Below are 18,362 nucleotides of genomic sequence, written 5' to 3'. Positions count from 1 at the left end.
GCTGTTGGTTGTAGGCAATTGCTGATAACCGATAGGTAAAAGCTTAAAAAATGAAAACAATATTGATTACCGGAGCTACTTCCGGAATAGGGAAATCCACTGCCGGGCTTCTTGCAAAACAAGGAAACAGGATTATCATTTGTGGCAGAAGATCTAAAGTTTTAGATGAAATAAAAAAAGAACTTTCTTCTTTTACCGAAATATTTAGTTTGAAATTTGATGTAAGGAATTTAAATGAAGTTGAAACTGCCATCAATTCCCTTCCTGAAGGGTGGAAAAATATAGATGTCCTGATTAATAATGCAGGAAATGCTCATGGTTTAGATCCTCTTTCTGACGGAAAAACAGATGATTGGGATTCTATGATTGACGGGAATGTGAAAGGTCTTTTATATGTCTCTAAAATGATCATTCCTATGATGAAAGAGAGAAATTCCGGCCATATCGTAAACATTAGTTCAGTGGCAGCAAGACAGACTTATGCAAACGGAGTCGTGTATTGTGCAACTAAAAAAGCAGTTGATGTTATTTCCGAAGGAATGCGATTGGAATTAACTGAATTTGGAATTAAAGTGACAAATATTCAGCCGGGAGCAGTAGAGACAGATTTTTCACTGGTGAGATTTAAAGGGGACAGCGAAAAAGCTTCCAATGTATATGCAGGTTATGAAGCGCTAAAGGCAGAGGATATTGCAGATTCTATCGCATATTGCGTGAATGCGCCAAAACATGTTTGTATTTCTGATATGACCATTTATCCGAGTGCCCAGGCTGAGCCGAGAACAATTTACAGGAAGTAGTTTTGAAAAAGCATTAAATTTGCAAAATATTTAAAAGCATTTTTGCGAATTGCCTTTTAGTTTAAAATAAAAAAATGAAAATTTTATACATAGAAACTTCCTCAAGAAACTGCTCAGTAGCCATTTCAGATAATGAAAAATTATTATGTTTAACCGAAGAGGTCTCTGAAAATTATAAGCAGTCTGAAAGCCTTCATACTTTTGTAGAATGGGCATTGGAAGGGGCCGGAATTTCGATCAAGGATATTGAAGCAGTTTCCTTAGGAAAAGGCCCGGGATCTTATACAGGTCTTAGAATTGGAGCTTCTTCTGCAAAAGGGTTTTGTTATGGACTAAAAGTTCCATTGGTTGCCATCAATTCTTTAGAAAGTATGGCAGAGCCTTTTTTAGAGCAAAACTATGACGTTATAGTACCTTTGATTGATGCAAGGAGAATGGAGGTTTATACGGCCGTTTATGACGGGAAAACGGGATATGAACTCTCTTCAACGGAAGCAAAAATTTTAGACGAAAATTCTTTTGAGGAATTTAAAGGCAAAAAAGTAATATTTGTGGGAGACGGAGCGAAAAAAGCAAAAGATATTTTACGGCTTCCGGATGCTGATTTTAATGAGAACATCTACCCTTCCGCACAATATTTAATCAAGAAAACGCTGGAAAAAATTGATAAAAAAGAATTTGAAGACATTGCGTACTTTGAACCATTTTATCTGAAAGATTTCCATGGAGTAAAGAAAAAGAAAAGCGAAGATTAATCCTTCGCTTTTTTATTTATAAACTGTTTATTGTGGTCTCGGTGGAATCGTATTAGGATTATTTTGCTGCTGTGATTTCTTATTTTGCTTTTTCTGTTGTGGAACCGGCGATTGTGGGCTCGCATTAACGTCATCCAAAAGCATATTGCTGTTGTTTGCAGGTGAAGATGATGGCTGCTGTTGAGGAACATTATTAGCAGGAGTATTATTGCTATTCTGGGCAGGGTTTGATTGAGAGGGAGTTCCATTATTTTCCCCAGGTCTTTGAGGAAGCACATTTCCTTTATTATCAGTTGATTGGAAGCTCAGGTCACTTTTCATATAATTCAGCATTTCCTTAGCTTTTATGCCTTCAGGTGTTTTAGAATAGTTTAAGGCAATCTGTTCAAGCTGCAATATCATTACCTCTTTCCCACTCGATTTTCCTGCATTAAATGCATTTAATAATGATAATTTTGGAACGAGTGCATCTTTAGGATATTTCTGAATAGTCTGATCAATGACATCTTTACTTTCATTGAACTTTTCTGATTCAAATAAAGCATATGCACGTTTATACTCATTTTCTACGTCTTCTGATGATTTCACGAAAGTATTATTCTTCGGATTTCTTGCAAATTCTGCATAAGATGAATAAGGATAATCGGTTATTAATATTTGTTTTGCTCTTTCAGAAGCCTGAGGATTTTTCTCATAGTTCATGGCAAAAATTTCATAGAGAGCTTGTAACATTACCTTTTCTTCGGGTTTTACATCTACCAGATCATATAAAGTTTTTGTAGCCAAAGGAGTATTTGTAAAATAGTTTTGATACATAATACCTAAACCAAGTGAAGCCGTATCTCTATCTTTCTTCAATTGAGATAATTTGGAAGCATCAGTAGGAATCTGTTCAATGTAATAAGTAGGCTCAAAACGTCTGGGATTAGGAGCTGAAGTTTGTCCTAAGGCCTCATTTTTCATATCCTCAATGGAAGACATTTTTTTAGAAAAACGCCAGTTATCAACCAGTGCCCTGTCCCCCCAAACCTGTTTAAATGAGGAAGCTCCTTTACTTACCGTTCCCGCATTACTGAAATAAAACCCTTTGGTAGCCACACCAAAATCTTCAAAACCGTTAGAATTGTTTGCGAATATTGAATTGGCACTATAATCTCCTGTATCAAAACCTTTTGCTCTTTCTGCACGTTTTCTTTCAAGCTCTTCTTTTTCTTCTTTAGCTTTAAGTTTGGCAATATATTTTGAGAAGAAATCAGTTTTTTGTTCAGTAGTCATCTTAGCCAACGATAAAATACTGTCATTCTTTTTGATTAAATAGTAGTTTTTGGATATCTTTTTGATGTTTTCAGACTGATCTTTCAAAAGCACCTTTGAAGGTTCATAAGTCATCACCACAAGAGCTGAATCATAGTAGCTTCCGGCTCCGATATAATCATTTTTCCCAAGATAGTCATTACCGATTTCATAGTAAGCCAGCCCACGAACCTGAGGATCGGAAACCTTCTCCTTTAATGATTTTTTGAAGAATTCCTGTGCCTCGGCTTTCTTTCCTGCTTTATTAGCCATTAACCCTAAAGCATAATAAAATTCGTTTTTTCTGGAACCGTAAGTTCCTTTTTCACTTATATTTTCAAGATATCTTTTGCCTCCTTCATAATCGCCTTTTCCATTAAATGTTTTAGCTACTTCTATCTGAGATTTTACTTCGAATTCAAAATCATTCGCATATTTATAAGCAGAAACAAAGCTTTCTCTGGCTTTTTCACTCTGGCCTAAATTCTGTAAAACCTGTCCGCGCAAATAAGCAATTCTACTCTTCAGCTTTCTATTGCTATTCAGGTCAAAAGCCCGGTCAAGTTCTCTTACAGCATCTTCCTTCCTATTGGCATCCAAAAGCGATTCAGCATAATAAATGCTTAATAATTTTTCATATGTCTTACTGATTCCCTCATCTTTAAGCTTCGCAAAAGTTTCATGAGCTTTATGATAATCTTTAATCTGAGCATAAGCCAAACCTTGATAAATCCTTGCCAAGGGAAGTCTTTTATCTTCTTTCATATGGGAAAAAACATAGTTTAATGCATCTAAAGCCTCCAATGATTTTCCTCTGTAGATTCTGGATTGGGCAAGAATCATATAAGCATCAAAAATTTTCTTATTCTTTTCCTCTCCATTTTTGATTACAGAATATTTGTTGATAGCTTTTAATGCTTTTGCTTCTGCAATTTCTAATGTTGTAGCCCCTTTTGTTGCATTTTGATCTGTTGCATCCTGTGGTCTTGAGGGAGAATTATTACCTCTAGGATTGTTGCCATCTGGCCTTTGAGGAAGATCATTTTTTGAAGACTGTCTGTTGATTTCAGCCATTTTCATGGAATTCTCAGCAAATGCTGCAGATTGTCCCAGGTCACTTCCCAAAGGCTGATCTTCATAGGTAAGAATAGGAATATAAGGAGCATAAAAATTATCTTTATGTCCCTTGTCTCTTGTCTCAAACTCAGTGTTTAATGCGTCTTTTGCATTAAATAATGTGTTGTAATATGTGGAAAATCCTTTCATAAACTTAGATCGCTGCTCCGGCTTCTTGACTTTTGTCCCGCAGGAGATAACAATACAAGCTGTTAAAAGGAATAAAATATTCTTTTTCATTTATTCAATATAACTCGCTAATCTGCTTTTTATTATAAAAAGAGTTGATGATTTTGTAAAAATAATAAAATTTTATATTGAAACTCTTTATATTTCTTTCAAAATTTTGTAAACCAAATGAGTAGGAAGTCCCATAATTGTATAAAAACTACCTTCTATCCTTTTGATTTTAACCATTCCGAGCCATTCCTGAATGCCGTAACTTCCTGCTTTGTCGAAGGGTTTATAATTTTGGATATAATAGCTTATCTCCTCATTTGTAATGTCATCAAATTCTACATTGGCAACATCTGTTTCTGTAATAGTTTTATCTAAAGTTTTAACAGTAATTCCCGTATACACCTGATGTATTTTTCCTGAAAGAAACTGAAGCATTTTCTTTGCATCATCTTCGTCTTTTGGTTTTCCAAGAAGGTGATTATCAAAGGCTACTACTGTATCTGCTGTTAATAAAACTTCATCTTTTTCCAGTTTTCGGAATGCATCAGCCTTTAATTCAGATAAATAAGCTGCAGATTCTCCTACTTTAATATGTTCAGGAACAATTTCTTCACAATCTATTTTTACCACTTCAAACTCGAATCCTAAATTGGATAAAAGTTCTTTTCTCCTGGGAGATTGTGATGCTAGTAATATTTTCATTATCAATTAATTAAACAGACTGTGTGTTGTCATCGTGCCAATTTCCCTGAACTTTCATTACCTGCTCAATGACATCACGCACTGCCCCACTTCCACCTTTAATTGGTGAAATATAAGTTGCAATTCCTTTCACTTCCGGAACTGCATTTTCAGGGCACGCTGCGATGGCAGAGATTTCCATAATGTGAATGTCCGGTAAATCGTCTCCCATCGTTAAAATTTCTTCGTTTTTAAGATTGTATTTTGATTTAAAATCTTCAAAATCGGCCATTTTATTATGAGATTTTGCATAATAGTCCTGAATTCCGAGATAATTGATTCTGTGCTTTACCATTTCGTCATTTCCGCCTGTGATCACTCCTATTAAATAATTGTTTTTTAAGGCCTTAACTACCGCATAACCGTCTAAAACATTCATCACTCGACTCATATTTCCTCCGGGCATCAGATACACGCTGCCGTCTGTGAAAACTCCGTCTACATCAAATACAAATGCTTTTATATCTTTTAATTTCTCTTTATAACTCATACATTTTTTGAATTGAATGATTCATTGTTTTATAAATCTCAAGGCTATCGTCTTTTAATAGCTGCTCATGTAATTCCAGTATTCTTACATCATTTCTTACTGCTGGCCCTGTTTGTGCTGACTTTGGATCAATCTCATGAATTTTTTGAACTGTTTCATCAATTAACGGTAAAAAATAATCAAACGGAATTTTCTGAGAATCTGAAATTTCTTTTGCTCTTGAAAAAAGATGATTTACAAAGTTGCAGGCAAAAACTGCTGTTAAATGAATGTATTTTCTTTTTTCATGAGTACTTTCCATTACATTTTTTGAAATTTTGGATGCAACTTCAAAAAGTAAATTTTTATCTTTTTCGTTCTCAGCTTCAATAAAAAAAGGAATGTTGGAATAATCCAGTTCTTTAGACTTTGAAAATGTCTGCAAAGGATAAAAACTTGATTTCCTGAACTCACCCACTAAAATCTCTTTGGGAAGTGAACCCGAAGTATGAGCAACTAAACAGTCTTTTTCAGTAATTATTTTAGAAACATTTTCTACAGAATTGTCACTTACACAGATAATATACAAATCTGCGTCAGCCAGTTCTTCTGTTGAGTATGAAATATTTAATTCTTCAGAAATTTTATTTAATTCTTTTTCGTTCCTCCCAAAAATTTGAGCTAAAGGAATCCCTTTTAAAACAAATGCTTTCGCCAAGTGATAGGCTACATTCCCGGAACCGATTATTACAATTTGCATATAACAAAGATAGGGTTTTACGTTGATTTCAAAAAGAAAGGAAAAAGCATCGAATTGTATATTCTTATAAAGCTGCGGATACCTGTTATATAAAGCTTATAACGTAACTATCTGATAATATTTTTAATATTTGGACTAAAAATTGAATAAGTAATTTAACTTTCAGTTATTTTTGTAATCCAAAACAGTGAAAGCATCTTATGAAGATTAAGGACACGGAAATTATTTCGTTGATGCAAAACCCACGAACTCTAGAACAAGGAGTTCGCGCCCTGATGGATGCTTATCAGAGTAGATTGTATTGGCACATAAGAAGAATTATTGTGGACGGAAATCTTGCTCAGGATACTCTGCAGGATACTTTTATTAAAGCTTATCAGAATTTTCACCAGTTTAAAAATGATAGCCAACTATACACATGGCTGTACAGAATTGCTACCAATGAAGCATTACAACAGGTAAATAAGATGAAGAAAATGCAGAAAACTGATGAAGATCCCGAGTATCACATGCAAAATCTTATTGCTGATAATACAGAAGGAAGTGCAGAGGAAATACAATTATTATTACAGAATGCTATACAAAGCCTGCCTGAAAAGCAGAAACTGGTATTTATGATGCGGTACTATGATGATTTGCCTTACGAAGAGATATCAAAAATAGTAGATATGTCGGTAGGTACTTTAAAAACGAATTATCATTATGCCAAACAAAAAATAGAAGAATATATTAAGGAAAATTACGAAAGATAATTTTTGAGAAAACAAAGATGAAAGAGTTTGATATAGAAAAACTTGAACGTAAAAATATTTACACAGTACCTGATAATTTGTTTGAAAATATTCAGGAAAAAGTAATGAATGATGTAAAAGCTAACAGAAAAGCGCCTATCTTTAAGCTGAATTGGGTGTATGCTGCAGCTGCATCATTAGCATTGGTTTTTGGAGCAACTTTTGTTATTAATTCAAATGACGAATCAAAAGGAAATGAAAATTCACAGCAAACTTATGCTTTGAATAATCAACAATCCAAGATGGAGAGTGAAACAGCATATGAAACTTTACAGTCTGATTTAACTTCTGTTGAAAATAATGATCAAATAGTTGAAAGTCAAGAAGAAAGTAAACCATTCTATGCACATGACAATAAAGGGAAAAGAGAAACAACTGAACCAAAAACAAAAACAGTAAAAACTGTTTCAAAACAGAATGAAGCTCAAATGAATGAATATTTGGATTCTTTTTCTAATGCTGAAATTTCAGAGTTAGCAAGCAATTCAACGCAGGATGTTTATTTGGATTTATATAATTAAAAGAAAGATGAAAAAGATATTATTTACACTTTTTATTATTTATGGTTTTGGCTTGAATGCCCAGAGGACGGATTACGACTGGAAAAAGATGGACCCTAAACAAAGAAAAGAGGTAATAAACAATCTTTCTCCCGAAGAGAGAAAAGCGCTTCTTACAAAGTTTAGGAATAATATGGTGATGGAAAATCTGGAAATTGATCCAAATGACAAAGTAGAATTTACTCAGCTTTATAATGAATACCTGGATAATCAGAAGCAGATTAAAAATCAATTTGATTCTAATTTTAATCCTGAAACTTTATCCGACGAAGAAGCTAAAGCTAAATTACAGCAGAGTTTTGAAGTAGGACAGAAGTTATTAGATAATAGAAAAAGATATGCTGATAAAATGCAGGAGGTAATTCCTTGCCAAAAAGTTTTGAAGCTGTTTCAATCAGAAGGTATGATGAGAGATAAAATGAACGAAAGAAAACCTCATGGAAACAATAATGCTCCAAAACCCAGACAAAACCCATAATAGTTTATTTTTTTAATGTTGGACGACTCTTACAATTTACTTGTGAGAGTCGTTTAATTTTTAGAAGGAATGTTTAGTTTTACCTGAAAATTTAAATTATGAAAAAAATTGTTTTGTTCTTTTTGTTCCCAATATTTATTTCAGCTCAAAAAAATCAATTTATAGAGCTTAGAAATAGTATAAAAGATAAAAATCATATTGCACAATCTCTTACTTTAATTGATAGAAGAGAAGATAAAAATATAGGGATTATTTCTCACAGAAAAGAGCCTTATGAAGTAAAATTCGAAAATGAAGATATTGAAAAATTATTTTCAGATTGGTTTTTAGAAGATAATAAAGAAGGAGGAAACACCAAATATTTCATTATGCTGGAATATTTAAAGGTTAAAGATATATCTGAAAAAAGATCTACTACGGGGCATCTGGAAATGAAAGTTTCTACTTTTTTAAAACGGAATGACAAGTATTATTTTTTGAAAAAAGCTAACATATCAAAAGACTATCCGCAGAAAGATCATGCTTATATTACAAAAGTCATTGCAGCCAAAATATCATCAGAATTAGCCAATATTATAAAGAGTTCATATACAGAAAAAGGACTGAGTGTTCCTATTTCTGAAATGGATCTTGGAAACTATGAAAAAATAATATCTGAACAATTACCCATTTATAGCTCAGGGTCTTTTACGGATGGTGTTTATAGAGATTATAAGTCATTTGCAGAGCAGACACCGGATAAAGAACTTATGGTAAGAAAGAATAAAGACGGAATTATTAAAGGAGTGAAAAGAGTGGATGGCTATGATAATCTAGGCAGAGATGTTTTCGCAATTATCGATAACGGGATTGCTTATAAAAAGACACCCACAAATATCATTGAGATTGAAAAAGATAATGAAGGGATTTTTATAATGGCGTCTCAGGAGGAAATTTTCCCGCAGTATAACAGTACGCCGATTATCGTAGGAGCAGGGTCTGCGGGTATTGTTGGAAGTTTAGTAGCAGTTGTAATAGATGCTGCAGTCACAAAAATCCGCAAACAGAATGCGTTGTATTATAGAATAGGAATTGATAGGCTTACAGGAGAATATATTTTACCCGAAAATTTTGATAAACCCAAGTAGACAATTTTATTAAGTATAAGTGTGGAGAATAGTCTCATTAATGACCAAAATTTTGATGTTATTGATCAATTTAAAATAATTTTTCACATGACAAAATAGAATAAGGAATTCTCTTGCATTTTATTATCTTTGCAAATTACAAGTTCTTAAATGAAAAACATACGAAATTTTTGCATAATCGCTCATATCGACCATGGTAAAAGTACCTTGGCGGATCGTCTTTTGGAGTATACGAATACGGTTACTCAAAGAGAATTACAGTCTCAGACGCTTGATGATATGGATTTGGAGAAAGAACGTGGTATCACGATCAAATCTCACGCAATCCAGATGGATTATGAATATAAAGGAGAAAAATATATTTTAAATCTGATTGATACACCGGGACACGTAGATTTTTCCTACGAGGTTTCCCGTTCTATTGCTGCCTGTGAAGGAGCGCTTCTTATTGTAGATGCTGCGCAAAGTATTCAGGCGCAGACTATTAGTAATTTGTATTTGGCATTGGAAAATGATCTGGAGATCATTCCTATTCTTAATAAAATAGATCTTCCTTCAGCAAACCCTGAAGAAGTGACTGATGAAATCGTGGGTCTTTTGGGATGTAAGCCGGAAGATGTTCTTAGAGTTTCCGGAAAAACGGGTGAGGGTGTTCATGATTTGCTTGAGCAGATTGTAAACAGGATTCCGGCTCCGGTTGGAGATCCGGATGCGCCGTTACAGGCTTTGATTTTTGATTCAGTTTATAATCCTTTCAGAGGAATTGAAGCTTATTTCAAAGTTGTAAATGGAAGTATTTCTAAAAACGAAAAAATTAAATTTTTCGCAACAGGAAAAGAATACGGAGCTGATGAAGTAGGTACTTTGAAGCTAAAACAGGTTCCTAAAAAGAAGATTGAATGTGGCGATGTAGGTTATATTATTTCAGGAATTAAGGATGCAAGAGAAGTAAAGGTGGGAGATACGATTACTTCATTTGAAAATCCTGCTTCTGAAGCTATTGATGGTTTTGAAGAAGTAAAACCAATGGTTTTTGCAGGTATCTATCCTATTGATTCTGAAGATTTTGAAGAATTAAGATTCTCTTTGGAAAAATTAAGATTAAATGATGCTTCTTTGGTTTTCGAGCCGGAAAGTTCTGCAGCACTTGGTTTTGGCTTTCGATGCGGGTTCTTAGGGATGCTTCACATGGAAATCGTTCAGGAACGTCTTGACAGAGAATTTAATATGAATGTTATTACAACTGTACCGAACGTTTCGTATCATGGCTATTCTAAAAAAGATCCTGAAACTGCAATCCTGATTAATAACCCGTCAGAAATGATGGATCCCAATATTTTAGATAGAGTAGAAGAACCATACATTAAAGCTTCTATTATTACCAAATCAGATTTCGTTGGTGCAGTGATGACACTGTGTATCGAAAAAAGGGGTGAAATTGTCAATCAAAGCTATTTGACGGCAGACAGGGTAGAACTAACATTCAATATGCCTTTGGCAGAAGTTGTTTTTGACTTCTATGATCGTTTGAAATCCATATCAAAAGGATATGCGTCATTCGATTATACACCAATCGGAATGCGTGCGTCCAAATTGGTAAAAATGGATATTCTTATCAATGGTGATATGGTAGATGCACTTTCTTCATTAATTCACGATAGTAATGCTTACTATATTGGTAAAAAAATGTGTGAAAAACTTCGTGAACTGATTCCTAGACAGCAGTTTGATATTGCAGTTCAGGCGGCTTTGGGAGCAAAGGTTATTGCCAGAGAAACGATTAAGGCTTTAAGAAAAGATGTTACTGCAAAATGTTACGGAGGGGATATTTCCAGAAAAAGAAAGCTTCTAGAGAAGCAGAAAGAAGGTAAAAAGAAAATGAAACAGATTGGTAGAGTAGAAGTACCGCAATCAGCATTCATGGCAGTTCTGAAGCTAAATGATTAATATAAAAAGACCGATAATTTTATCGGTCTTTTTATTTTCATAGATTTCTTTGTTTTTCTATGAGATTTCCCTGAATTACCAATGCCCCCAATCCGAGAATAATTTCCGCGATTCCCAGCATTCTCACAAGGTTTGGTCCGCATACGAGACATTCCGGTTCTGGTACAGGTTTTTTTCCAACTACGATGATAATAACCCCGCCAATGATAATGATGATGACTATAATAGCCCTTAATAATGTTTTCATGATGATATAAATTAGTTTTTTATTGCCTATTTTTCAGGTTTTTGGCTTCACCTTTTTGCATATATCAAAGTTGGATATAACTTTCTTGAAATCAATAAGTAAAATCACGATTTCAGTACAGTGATTTCACTGTTTTTTCTTCGATATAAATTTTTTTGAAGTTCTGAAATCTAAATTGTATTTTTGTGTATTCATAACGCAAATTAATAGAATGAAAGGGTCAAAAAAATTACAGGATATAAAAGTTGCTGTAGATGCAGTTATTTTCGGATATTTTGATAAAAAGGATTTGCAAATTCTTTTGATTAAAAGAAATATCGAACCTTTCAAAGGAGGCTGGGCGCTTCCTGGCGGACTTGTTTTAGACGATGAAAACCTGGATGATGCGGTAAAAAGAGAACTTCGTGAAGAATCAGGAATAGAGCCCGATTTTTTAGAGCAGCTTTATACCTTTGGTAAGGTTGACCGTGATCCTAGAAATAGAGTGATTTCTGTGGCTTATTTAGGGCTTGTAAATCCATCTTATCATGAGTTGTTCGCAGACTCAGATGCTGAAGACGCACAGTGGTTCAGTGTCAACAATCTCCCAAAATTAGCTTTTGATCATCAAAATATTATTGATATTGCGCTGAAAAGACTTCGTACGAAAATTCAATATCAACCTATTGGCTTCAATCTTCTGAATGAGGAATTTGTATTTTCAGATCTTGAAAATCTTTATAAAACCATTATTGGGCAAGAAATTGACCGGCGAAATTTTCGTAAGAAAATCATGAGTTACGGACTTTTAAATGAAACAAATAATCTTAAGAAAGAAGGTAGCGGCAGGCCCGGTAAGCTATTTACTTTTAATCAGGAGAAATATAAAGAACTTGAAGAGCAAGGGTTTTACTTTGAAATTAAATAATATTTTGTAACTGAAAATCAGTGTATTAAATTTTTAGTGTAAAAATAACGCAAATTAATTTTGTAGATAAATTAATATTTCTGTAAATTTGTGTAAAAATAACGCAATTAAGGTTTGTTGTACATTTTTCAATTAGCGTAAATACAACACAAATATTAATTTAAAACTTAAAGCTATGTTCGGTTTCAGACACATCAAATTTGACTCAATGACTTACGTTCTCCATTTTAAAAACGGAGAAATTGTAAAAGAAGGAAGAGGATTGTCATTTTTTTATTTTGCTCCAAACAGCTCTATCGTTGCGATTCCTATGGGAAGTAATGATCTGCCGTTTATCTTTAATGAAAATACTTTTGATTATCAGACAATAAAAATTCAGGGACAGATAAGCTATAAAATCACTGATCCTAAAGCACTTTCGAACACTTTAGATTTTACGGTAAACGAAGCTGGAATTTATAAGAAAAATGATATCGAAAAGTTGAATCAAAGAATCATCAACCTTGCACAGACTTCAACGGCATCATTTATTCACGAATTGAGTTTAAAAGACGCAATACGATCTGCAAAGCAAATCGAAGGAAATATTTTGAATGGTTTGATGGATTCTGAAACAATAAAAACAATGGGAATAGAAATTTTGGGAGCCAATATCCTGGCGGTTCAGGCCTCTCCTGAAATGGCAAGAGCATTGGAAACGGAAACCAGAGAAAAGCTTCAACAGCAGGCCGATGAAGCTATTTATGAAAGAAGAAATTTTGCGGTTGAACAGGAAAGAAAAATAAAGGAATCTGAGTTAAATACCGAAATTGCCGTTGAAGAAAAACAAAAGCAGATCGAAGAAAAGAGAATGGAAACTGAGGTGCAGCAGGAAGAAAACAACAGGATTTTGAGAGAAATGAAAATTGCCGCTGATATTTCTGTCGAAAATCAGAGAAAACAACTGATTGGACAAAAAACTGAAAACGACAGAAAAGAAGCTGAAACTCAAGGCTATATTTTAGAAGCTTCTTTGAAACCTTATAAAGAAATCGATTGGAAAGTGTTGAGCGCTTTGAGCGGAAAACAAGATGCAAAAAATAATATTGCTCTTGCGTTCAGAGAATTGGCTGAAAATGCCGGCAAAATTGGTAATCTGAATATAAGTCCTGATTTGCTTGAGAATTTATTAAAAAATTAATCTCTAACTCCTCAAAAATGAAAATCGAATACGCCATTATCATCAAAAATAAAACACGGCTTGAGTCTTTGATTGAAAGATTTAATACCAAAGCCCAGGCTCAGTTTTATATTGAAAGTTCGGGAGGGAATTTTCAGGAATATGTGGCTGAGCATGAGATGTTTTATCAATCATTTTTTGAAGTTCAGAACAAGCTTTCAAAAGTTGTCAAAAATAAAGTAATCGAAAGAGAGTTTGTTCCGTCATATATTTTTTCTGAAAATAATTTAATTGTAGTGGTTGGACAAGACGGTTTGGTTGCGAATGTTGCTAAATATTCTAAAAATATTCCGATTGTGGCAATCAATCCTGACGAGGAAAGATATGATGGTGTTTTACTTCCTTTCACGGTAAAAAACTTTTTGAGTGGAGTGAATTCTGTATTCAACGAAAGTTTTAGTTCAAGGAAGATGAAATTTGCAGAAGCTGTTCTGAACGACGGTCAAAGATTATTGGCAGTAAATGATTTATTCATCGGTATTTCTTCTCACAGCTCGGCAAGATATAAAATCATGCTGAACGGGAAAGAGGAAACTCATTCTTCCAGCGGAATTATTGTCTCTACAAAAACAGGAAGCACGGGATGGCTGAGTTCAATTTTCAATATGGCGTTCGGAATTTTAGGTGAAGCCGATTTGCACTATCCAAAACTGCAAGAAGAGGATTTGTATTTTGCAGTAAGAGAACCTTTCAAAAGCATTAGAACTCAAACCAGCATATGCGGGGGGAAGCTGAAAAAAGGAAATAAATTGACAGTAGAATCTTTAATGCCGAATAATGGTTTTATATTTAGTGATGGGATTGAGCAGGATTTTTTACAGTTCAACAGTGGAGCAACGGTGGAAATAAGGCTTTCTGACGAAGAAGCAGTTTTAGTGGTAAATTAAGAAAAATGAAAACAAGAATACTTTACAGACCGGTCGGAGAAAAGGAAATGGTTTTAATTATAAAGAGTAATTACAAAAAATTTCCTCCGAGATTGGAATGGCAGCCGATTTTCTATCCTGTTTTGGATGAAGATTATGCTTCCGAAATTGCTGAAAAATGGAATACAAGAGATGAAGCAGGAAACTATCTTGGCTTCGTAACCAAACTTGAAGTGTTGGAAGATGAGGTTAATAAATATCCGGCGCAAAATGTCGGAGCCGGAAATCATAATGAACTGTGGGTTCCCTCAGAAGAATTAGAAACATTTAATCAGGCAATCATTGGAAATATTGAAGTGATAAAAGTTTTTACAGGGAGAGATTTTAAAGCATCTGGAAATTCTGAAATTATGAACTTGATTTTAAAATTAAAAAATTAAAACAGGATGAAAATAAAATTAATAAAAGGCGACATCACCAAAATAAATGCAGATGCAATTGTCAATGCTGCCAATTCATCCTTGCTTGGAGGAGGTGGAGTTGATGGCGCAATTCATCGAGCAGGCGGAAAACAAATTTTAGATGAATGTATGGAAATTCGAAATAGGCAAGGAAAGTGCAAAACAGGAGATGCTGTTGCGACCACAGCCGGAAATCTTCCGGCAAAATATGTCATTCATACCGTTGGACCAATTTGGAATCATAATGAAGATAAAAGCTCCGAGCTTTTATCAAATTGCTATAAAAACTCTTTAAAATTAGCAGAAAGCTTGGAGATAAAAACAATTGCTTTTCCGAATATCAGTACGGGAGTTTACAGATTTCCGAAAGAATTGGCTGGAAAAATAGCAGTTGAAGAAGTTAAAAATTTTCAGTCGGAAATCATTGAAAAAGTTATTTTTGTCTGTTTTGATAATGAAAACGAAGAGATTTATAAAACATTATTAGATTAAACACAATGAAAAAACTAACCATATTAAGTGGTGCAGGAATCAGTGCCGAAAGCGGAATAAAAACTTTCAGAGACGGAGGTGGACTTTGGGAAAATCATAATGTAACGGATGTCGCAAGTCCTGAAGGATGGAGAAAAGACAAAGCTTTGGTGTTGGAATTTTATAATCAGAGGCGGCGCCAACTTCATGAGGTCGTACCAAATGATGCTCACAAATTAATTGCCGATCTGGAAAAATATTTTGACGTTCAGGTTATTACGCAAAATATTGATGATTTGCACGAAAGAGCAGGTTCTACAAATATTCTTCATATTCATGGAGAGTTGTTCAAGTCATGTTCCTGCAATAATAAAAGTTTGATTTATGAACAGAAAGAAGACATCAATATCGGGGACAAAGCGGAAGACGGAGGTCAGTTAAGACCTTTTATTGTCTGGTTTGGTGAAGACGTTCCGCTCATGAAAGAAGCGATTGAAAAAACAAAAGAATCAGACATCTTTCTGGTAATCGGAACATCTTTACAAGTTTATCCGGCAGCAGGATTGCTTCACTATATTAAAGATGATTGCCATTTAGTTGTTATCAATCCTAACGAGACGGGCTTTGGGTACGGACAAAGAGCTGTTGTCATAAAAGAAACTGCAACTCAGGGGATGAAATTATTGTTTGATAAACTGGTAAATCTTGCATAATGGAAAATATAGTAAAAGCAGGAATTTTCGGAGTTTGTATTGGTGATGCTTTGGGTGTTCCAGTGGAATTCAAAAAAAGAGAAGAATTAAAGAAGTCTGCTGTTACTGGGTATTTGGAATATATGTCTTGGAATCAGCCAAAAGGGACTTGGAGTGACGATAGCTCATTAACACTTTGTCTTGCTGATGAATTAACCAAAGGATATGATTTAGAAAAAATTGGAGAAAGTTTTGTAAAATGGGTACAATATGGACGCTGGACTGCCCACGGAAAGCTTTTCGATATTGGTGGAACAACAAAACATTCCATTGCAAGATTGATTAAAGGTGAAAGTGCAAAATTTTCAAGAAGATAACGGTTCTTTGATGAGAATTCTTCCTTTTTTTATCTTAAAGATGAAGAGAATACCGAAAATCTGTATCAAACTGTAAAAGAAGTTTCATCCATTACTCATGGGCATTTCCGTTCTGTTTTTGCATGTTTTATTTATGTGATTTTTGCAATTCAGCTGATAAAAGGGAAGAATAAAAAAGAAGCCTATAATTGTATGCAGAAAATAGCTTTGGGATGTGCAGAAGTTCCGTCCGGCCCGGATGAATCCCATTGCGAATGAAAAATATAAAATAAATTCACAGTTTCACAATTTCGCTGTTTTATAAAAACAAAGTAATTTTAAACTTCAAAATATCAATTCAATGAAACTGAAATATCTCTTATTTTTTTTAAGTTCATCTTTGTTTTTTGCTCAACATACTTTTCAGACACCTTTTGAAAAAGGGAATGGAAATCAGTCCGTTACTTATGATGAGATGAATTCTTATTATCAGGATTTAGCTAAAAATTTCAGTACAATTCAATATCTGAAAAAGGGAGAGGATGATAATGGGAGACCTATTTATGTGGTGGTTTACAATCCTTTTCCTGAAAAAGATTTAGAGAAATTAAGAAAAGAAAAAGTAATTTTGTTCGTTAACAATGGGATTCATCCGGGCGAACCGGACGGAATTGATGCAACGATGATGCTGATGCGAGATTTGGTGACAAAGAAAATTAAAACTCCTCAGAATATTATTATTGCTTCTGTTTCAGCTTATAATGTGAGCGGAATGCTGAATCGCGGTTCATTCTCAAGAGCCAATCAAAATGGTCCTGAACAGTATGGTTTCAGGGGAAATGCGCGAAATTACGATTTAAACAGGGACTTCATCAAAGCAGATTCCAGAAATGCCCGAAGTTTTCAGGAGATTTATCAATGGCTGAAACCTGATGTTTTTATAGATAATCATGTGAGTAACGGAGCGGATTATCAATATACTTTCACTTATATCTCCACTTTCAAAGAACGATTGGGAAATGTCTTGGGAGAATATTTCTACAATAATTATCAGGCAGATAATCTCAAAGATTTAAAAAAATTAGGTTACGAAAGTACACCTTATGTCAATATTCACGGGGATGTTCCTGAAATTGGTTTTGCGGCTTTTGAAGATTCCCCGAGATATTCTACGGGATATGCTTCTCTATTTAATACTTTGGCAACAATGCCTGAAACGCATATGTTGAAACCTTACGATAAAAGAGTAGATGCGACGTATAAATATATGTTTGTGAATGTTCAGAATTTAGATAAAGATTATAAAAAGATAAAACAGCTCAGAACGAAAAATTTACAACAATATCAAGCCGGAAAACAATACGGAATTCGTTGGAAAATAGATTCTACAAAATATTCTACGATGGATTTTAAAGGTTTTGAAGGAAAATATAAGCCCAGCGAGGTTTCCGGTAAGCCAAGATTGTATTATGACAGGAATAAGCCTTTTACCAAGAGAATAAAGCTGTTTACAACGGCCTTTGCGACGGGCTATGTCACGATACCAAAATATTATGTGATTCCTCAGTCTCAACATAGAGTCATTGAAGAATTTAAAAGAAATCAGATTCAGATGAAACGACTTGAAAAAGACAGTACCATTGCCGTGGAATCCTATAAAATTAATGATTTTAAAACCGTAAAAAATCCTTACGAAGGTCATTATCTGCATTTTGAGACTACGGTTGATACGTCAAATAAAAATCTGAATTTTATTACCGGAGATTACATTGTTCCGACCACACAGGAAGGAGTAAAATACATTATTGAAACCCTAGAACCGGAAGCATTGGACTCTTTTTTCAACTGGAATTTCTTTGACGGGATTTTAGCTCAGAAAGAATATTATTCAGCCTATATTTTTGAAGATACTGCAGCAGAGTTACTGAAAAAAGATAAAGATTTAAAACAAAAATTTGAGGCTAAAAAAACTTCGGATAAAAAGTTTGCAGATGACGGAACTGCTCAATTGGATTGGGTTTACAGAAACTCTCCTTACTTTGAAGAAAAAACCTTTAGGCAATATCCGATTTATAGAATCTTATAATCTCATTTTATTGCAGTTAAAATCCTTTGAAAACAAAAAA

19 protein-coding genes and 1 pseudogene are annotated in these 18,362 nt (G+C 34.1%); 15 read left to right on the top strand and 5 right to left on the bottom strand.

Annotated elements, in window-relative coordinates; genetic code table 11:
• Positions 1-50 precede the first annotated feature (50 nt).
• On the top strand, positions 51-800 hold the full coding sequence (locus ACM39_RS01475; protein ID WP_048509232.1) for an SDR family NAD(P)-dependent oxidoreductase: 750 nt from the start codon (positions 51-53) through the stop codon (positions 798-800).
• Positions 801-874: 74 nt separating this feature from the next.
• The gene (tsaB, locus tag ACM39_RS01470; RefSeq protein WP_048509231.1) at positions 875-1,555 is read left to right on the top strand and encodes a tRNA (adenosine(37)-N6)-threonylcarbamoyltransferase complex dimerization subunit type 1 TsaB; all 681 of its coding nucleotides are present in this window, start codon (positions 875-877) and stop codon (positions 1,553-1,555) included.
• A 27-nt stretch (positions 1,556-1,582) separates the two neighbouring features.
• Here tsaB and ACM39_RS01465 read toward each other — a convergent pair whose 3' ends face one another.
• The 4 genes from ACM39_RS01465 to ACM39_RS01450 form a co-directional block, all read right to left on the bottom strand.
• Entirely contained in the window at positions 1,583-4,204 is a 2,622-nt protein-coding gene (locus ACM39_RS01465; RefSeq protein WP_048509230.1) for a tetratricopeptide repeat protein, read from the bottom strand.
• Between the two features lie 87 nt (positions 4,205-4,291).
• Complete coding sequence (locus tag ACM39_RS01460; RefSeq protein ID WP_048509229.1) at positions 4,292-4,846, bottom strand: Maf family protein; 555 nt, start codon at positions 4,844-4,846, stop codon at positions 4,292-4,294.
• 10 nt (positions 4,847-4,856) lie between these two features.
• The gene (locus ACM39_RS01455; protein WP_048509228.1) at positions 4,857-5,375 is read right to left on the bottom strand and encodes a KdsC family phosphatase; all 519 of its coding nucleotides are present in this window, start codon (positions 5,373-5,375) and stop codon (positions 4,857-4,859) included.
• On the bottom strand, positions 5,365-6,114 hold the full coding sequence (locus tag ACM39_RS01450) for a Rossmann-like and DUF2520 domain-containing protein (RefSeq protein ID WP_048509227.1): 750 nt from the start codon (positions 6,112-6,114) through the stop codon (positions 5,365-5,367). The genes ACM39_RS01455 and ACM39_RS01450 overlap by 11 nt, the downstream gene beginning before the upstream one ends.
• A gap of 200 nt (positions 6,115-6,314) precedes the next feature.
• Here ACM39_RS01450 and ACM39_RS01445 point away from each other — a divergent pair, with 200 nt between their 5' ends.
• From ACM39_RS01445 to lepA, 5 genes are all read left to right on the top strand, one after another.
• A complete protein-coding gene (locus tag ACM39_RS01445; RefSeq protein ID WP_048509226.1) occupies positions 6,315-6,866 on the top strand; it encodes an RNA polymerase sigma factor in 552 nt (183 codons plus the stop codon).
• Positions 6,867-6,883: 17 nt separating this feature from the next.
• Positions 6,884-7,426: a hypothetical protein gene (locus ACM39_RS01440; protein ID WP_048509225.1), complete on the top strand. Its 543-nt coding sequence runs from the start codon at positions 6,884-6,886 to the stop codon at positions 7,424-7,426.
• 7 nt (positions 7,427-7,433) lie between these two features.
• Positions 7,434-7,943 carry a hypothetical protein gene (locus tag ACM39_RS01435; RefSeq protein WP_048509508.1) on the top strand — a complete coding sequence of 170 codons (510 nt, stop codon included), beginning with the start codon at positions 7,434-7,436 and terminating at the stop codon, positions 7,941-7,943.
• A gap of 98 nt (positions 7,944-8,041) precedes the next feature.
• A complete protein-coding gene (locus ACM39_RS01430; protein WP_048509224.1) occupies positions 8,042-9,070 on the top strand; it encodes a hypothetical protein in 1,029 nt (342 codons plus the stop codon).
• A 150-nt stretch (positions 9,071-9,220) separates the two neighbouring features.
• The gene (gene lepA, locus ACM39_RS01425; RefSeq protein WP_048509223.1) at positions 9,221-11,017 is read left to right on the top strand and encodes a translation elongation factor 4; all 1,797 of its coding nucleotides are present in this window, start codon (positions 9,221-9,223) and stop codon (positions 11,015-11,017) included.
• 37 nt (positions 11,018-11,054) lie between these two features.
• Here lepA and ACM39_RS01420 read toward each other — a convergent pair whose 3' ends face one another.
• The gene (locus ACM39_RS01420) at positions 11,055-11,264 is read right to left on the bottom strand and encodes a hypothetical protein (protein WP_048509222.1); all 210 of its coding nucleotides are present in this window, start codon (positions 11,262-11,264) and stop codon (positions 11,055-11,057) included.
• 211 nt (positions 11,265-11,475) lie between these two features.
• Here ACM39_RS01420 and ACM39_RS01415 point away from each other — a divergent pair, with 211 nt between their 5' ends.
• The 8 genes and pseudogenes from ACM39_RS01415 to ACM39_RS01380 all read left to right on the top strand — a co-directional run bounded on the left by ACM39_RS01415 (position 11,476) and on the right by ACM39_RS01380 (position 18,322).
• Positions 11,476-12,171, top strand: a complete 696-nt coding sequence (locus ACM39_RS01415; RefSeq protein WP_048509221.1) for an NUDIX hydrolase — start codon at positions 11,476-11,478, stop codon at positions 12,169-12,171.
• Between the two features lie 208 nt (positions 12,172-12,379).
• Positions 12,380-13,351 (top strand): SPFH domain-containing protein, encoded by a 972-nt coding sequence (locus tag ACM39_RS01410; RefSeq protein WP_228377033.1) that lies wholly within the window; start codon positions 12,380-12,382, stop codon positions 13,349-13,351.
• A 17-nt stretch (positions 13,352-13,368) separates the two neighbouring features.
• Positions 13,369-14,277, top strand: coding sequence for an NAD(+)/NADH kinase (locus ACM39_RS01405; protein WP_048509219.1), 909 nt, complete (start codon positions 13,369-13,371; stop codon positions 14,275-14,277).
• Positions 14,278-14,282: 5 nt separating this feature from the next.
• Positions 14,283-14,696, top strand: coding sequence for a hypothetical protein (locus ACM39_RS01400; RefSeq protein ID WP_048509218.1), 414 nt, complete (start codon positions 14,283-14,285; stop codon positions 14,694-14,696).
• Between the two features lie 6 nt (positions 14,697-14,702).
• Complete coding sequence (locus tag ACM39_RS01395) at positions 14,703-15,209, top strand: O-acetyl-ADP-ribose deacetylase (protein WP_048509217.1); 507 nt, start codon at positions 14,703-14,705, stop codon at positions 15,207-15,209.
• A gap of 5 nt (positions 15,210-15,214) precedes the next feature.
• Positions 15,215-15,901 (top strand): SIR2 family NAD-dependent protein deacylase, encoded by a 687-nt coding sequence (locus tag ACM39_RS01390; protein WP_048509216.1) that lies wholly within the window; start codon positions 15,215-15,217, stop codon positions 15,899-15,901.
• Positions 15,901-16,515, top strand: a pseudogene (locus tag ACM39_RS01385) (ADP-ribosylglycohydrolase family protein). Before ACM39_RS01390 ends, ACM39_RS01385 begins: the two are co-directional and overlap by 1 nt.
• Positions 16,516-16,597: 82 nt before the next feature.
• Positions 16,598-18,322 carry a hypothetical protein gene (locus ACM39_RS01380; protein WP_048509215.1) on the top strand — a complete coding sequence of 575 codons (1,725 nt, stop codon included), beginning with the start codon at positions 16,598-16,600 and terminating at the stop codon, positions 18,320-18,322.
• Positions 18,323-18,362: the final 40 nt, after the last annotated feature.

Source organism: Chryseobacterium sp. FH2 (assembly GCF_001045455.1).
Lineage (GTDB): Bacteria > Bacteroidota > Bacteroidia > Flavobacteriales > Weeksellaceae > Chryseobacterium.
The sequence above is the reverse complement of the archived record's forward strand: the minus strand, read 5'-3'. Positions and strand labels throughout refer to the sequence as shown.

Excerpts from the sequence above, each read along its gene's own strand:
- ACM39_RS01475 (WP_048509232.1), top strand. The coding sequence starts at position 51 with ATGAAAACAATATTGATTACCGGAGCTACTTCCGGAATAGGGAAATCC.
- tsaB (WP_048509231.1), top strand. The coding sequence starts at position 875 with ATGAAAATTTTATACATAGAAACTTCCTCAAGAAACTGCTCAGTAGCC.
- ACM39_RS01465 (WP_048509230.1), bottom strand. The coding sequence starts at position 4,204 with ATGAAAAAGAATATTTTATTCCTTTTAACAGCTTGTATTGTTATCTCC.
- ACM39_RS01460 (WP_048509229.1), bottom strand. The coding sequence starts at position 4,846 with ATGAAAATATTACTAGCATCACAATCTCCCAGGAGAAAAGAACTTTTA.
- ACM39_RS01455 (WP_048509228.1), bottom strand. The coding sequence starts at position 5,375 with ATGAGTTATAAAGAGAAATTAAAAGATATAAAAGCATTTGTATTTGAT.
- ACM39_RS01450 (WP_048509227.1), bottom strand. The coding sequence starts at position 6,114 with ATGCAAATTGTAATAATCGGTTCCGGGAATGTAGCCTATCACTTGGCG.
- ACM39_RS01445 (WP_048509226.1), top strand. The coding sequence starts at position 6,315 with ATGAAGATTAAGGACACGGAAATTATTTCGTTGATGCAAAACCCACGA.
- ACM39_RS01440 (WP_048509225.1), top strand. The coding sequence starts at position 6,884 with ATGAAAGAGTTTGATATAGAAAAACTTGAACGTAAAAATATTTACACA.
- ACM39_RS01435 (WP_048509508.1), top strand. The coding sequence starts at position 7,434 with ATGAAAAAGATATTATTTACACTTTTTATTATTTATGGTTTTGGCTTG.
- ACM39_RS01430 (WP_048509224.1), top strand. The coding sequence starts at position 8,042 with ATGAAAAAAATTGTTTTGTTCTTTTTGTTCCCAATATTTATTTCAGCT.
- lepA (WP_048509223.1), top strand. The coding sequence starts at position 9,221 with ATGAAAAACATACGAAATTTTTGCATAATCGCTCATATCGACCATGGT.
- ACM39_RS01420 (WP_048509222.1), bottom strand. The coding sequence starts at position 11,264 with ATGAAAACATTATTAAGGGCTATTATAGTCATCATCATTATCATTGGC.
- ACM39_RS01415 (WP_048509221.1), top strand. The coding sequence starts at position 11,476 with ATGAAAGGGTCAAAAAAATTACAGGATATAAAAGTTGCTGTAGATGCA.
- ACM39_RS01410 (WP_228377033.1), top strand. The coding sequence starts at position 12,380 with ATGACTTACGTTCTCCATTTTAAAAACGGAGAAATTGTAAAAGAAGGA.
- ACM39_RS01405 (WP_048509219.1), top strand. The coding sequence starts at position 13,369 with ATGAAAATCGAATACGCCATTATCATCAAAAATAAAACACGGCTTGAG.
- ACM39_RS01400 (WP_048509218.1), top strand. The coding sequence starts at position 14,283 with ATGAAAACAAGAATACTTTACAGACCGGTCGGAGAAAAGGAAATGGTT.
- ACM39_RS01395 (WP_048509217.1), top strand. The coding sequence starts at position 14,703 with ATGAAAATAAAATTAATAAAAGGCGACATCACCAAAATAAATGCAGAT.
- ACM39_RS01390 (WP_048509216.1), top strand. The coding sequence starts at position 15,215 with ATGAAAAAACTAACCATATTAAGTGGTGCAGGAATCAGTGCCGAAAGC.
- ACM39_RS01380 (WP_048509215.1), top strand. The coding sequence starts at position 16,598 with ATGAAACTGAAATATCTCTTATTTTTTTTAAGTTCATCTTTGTTTTTT.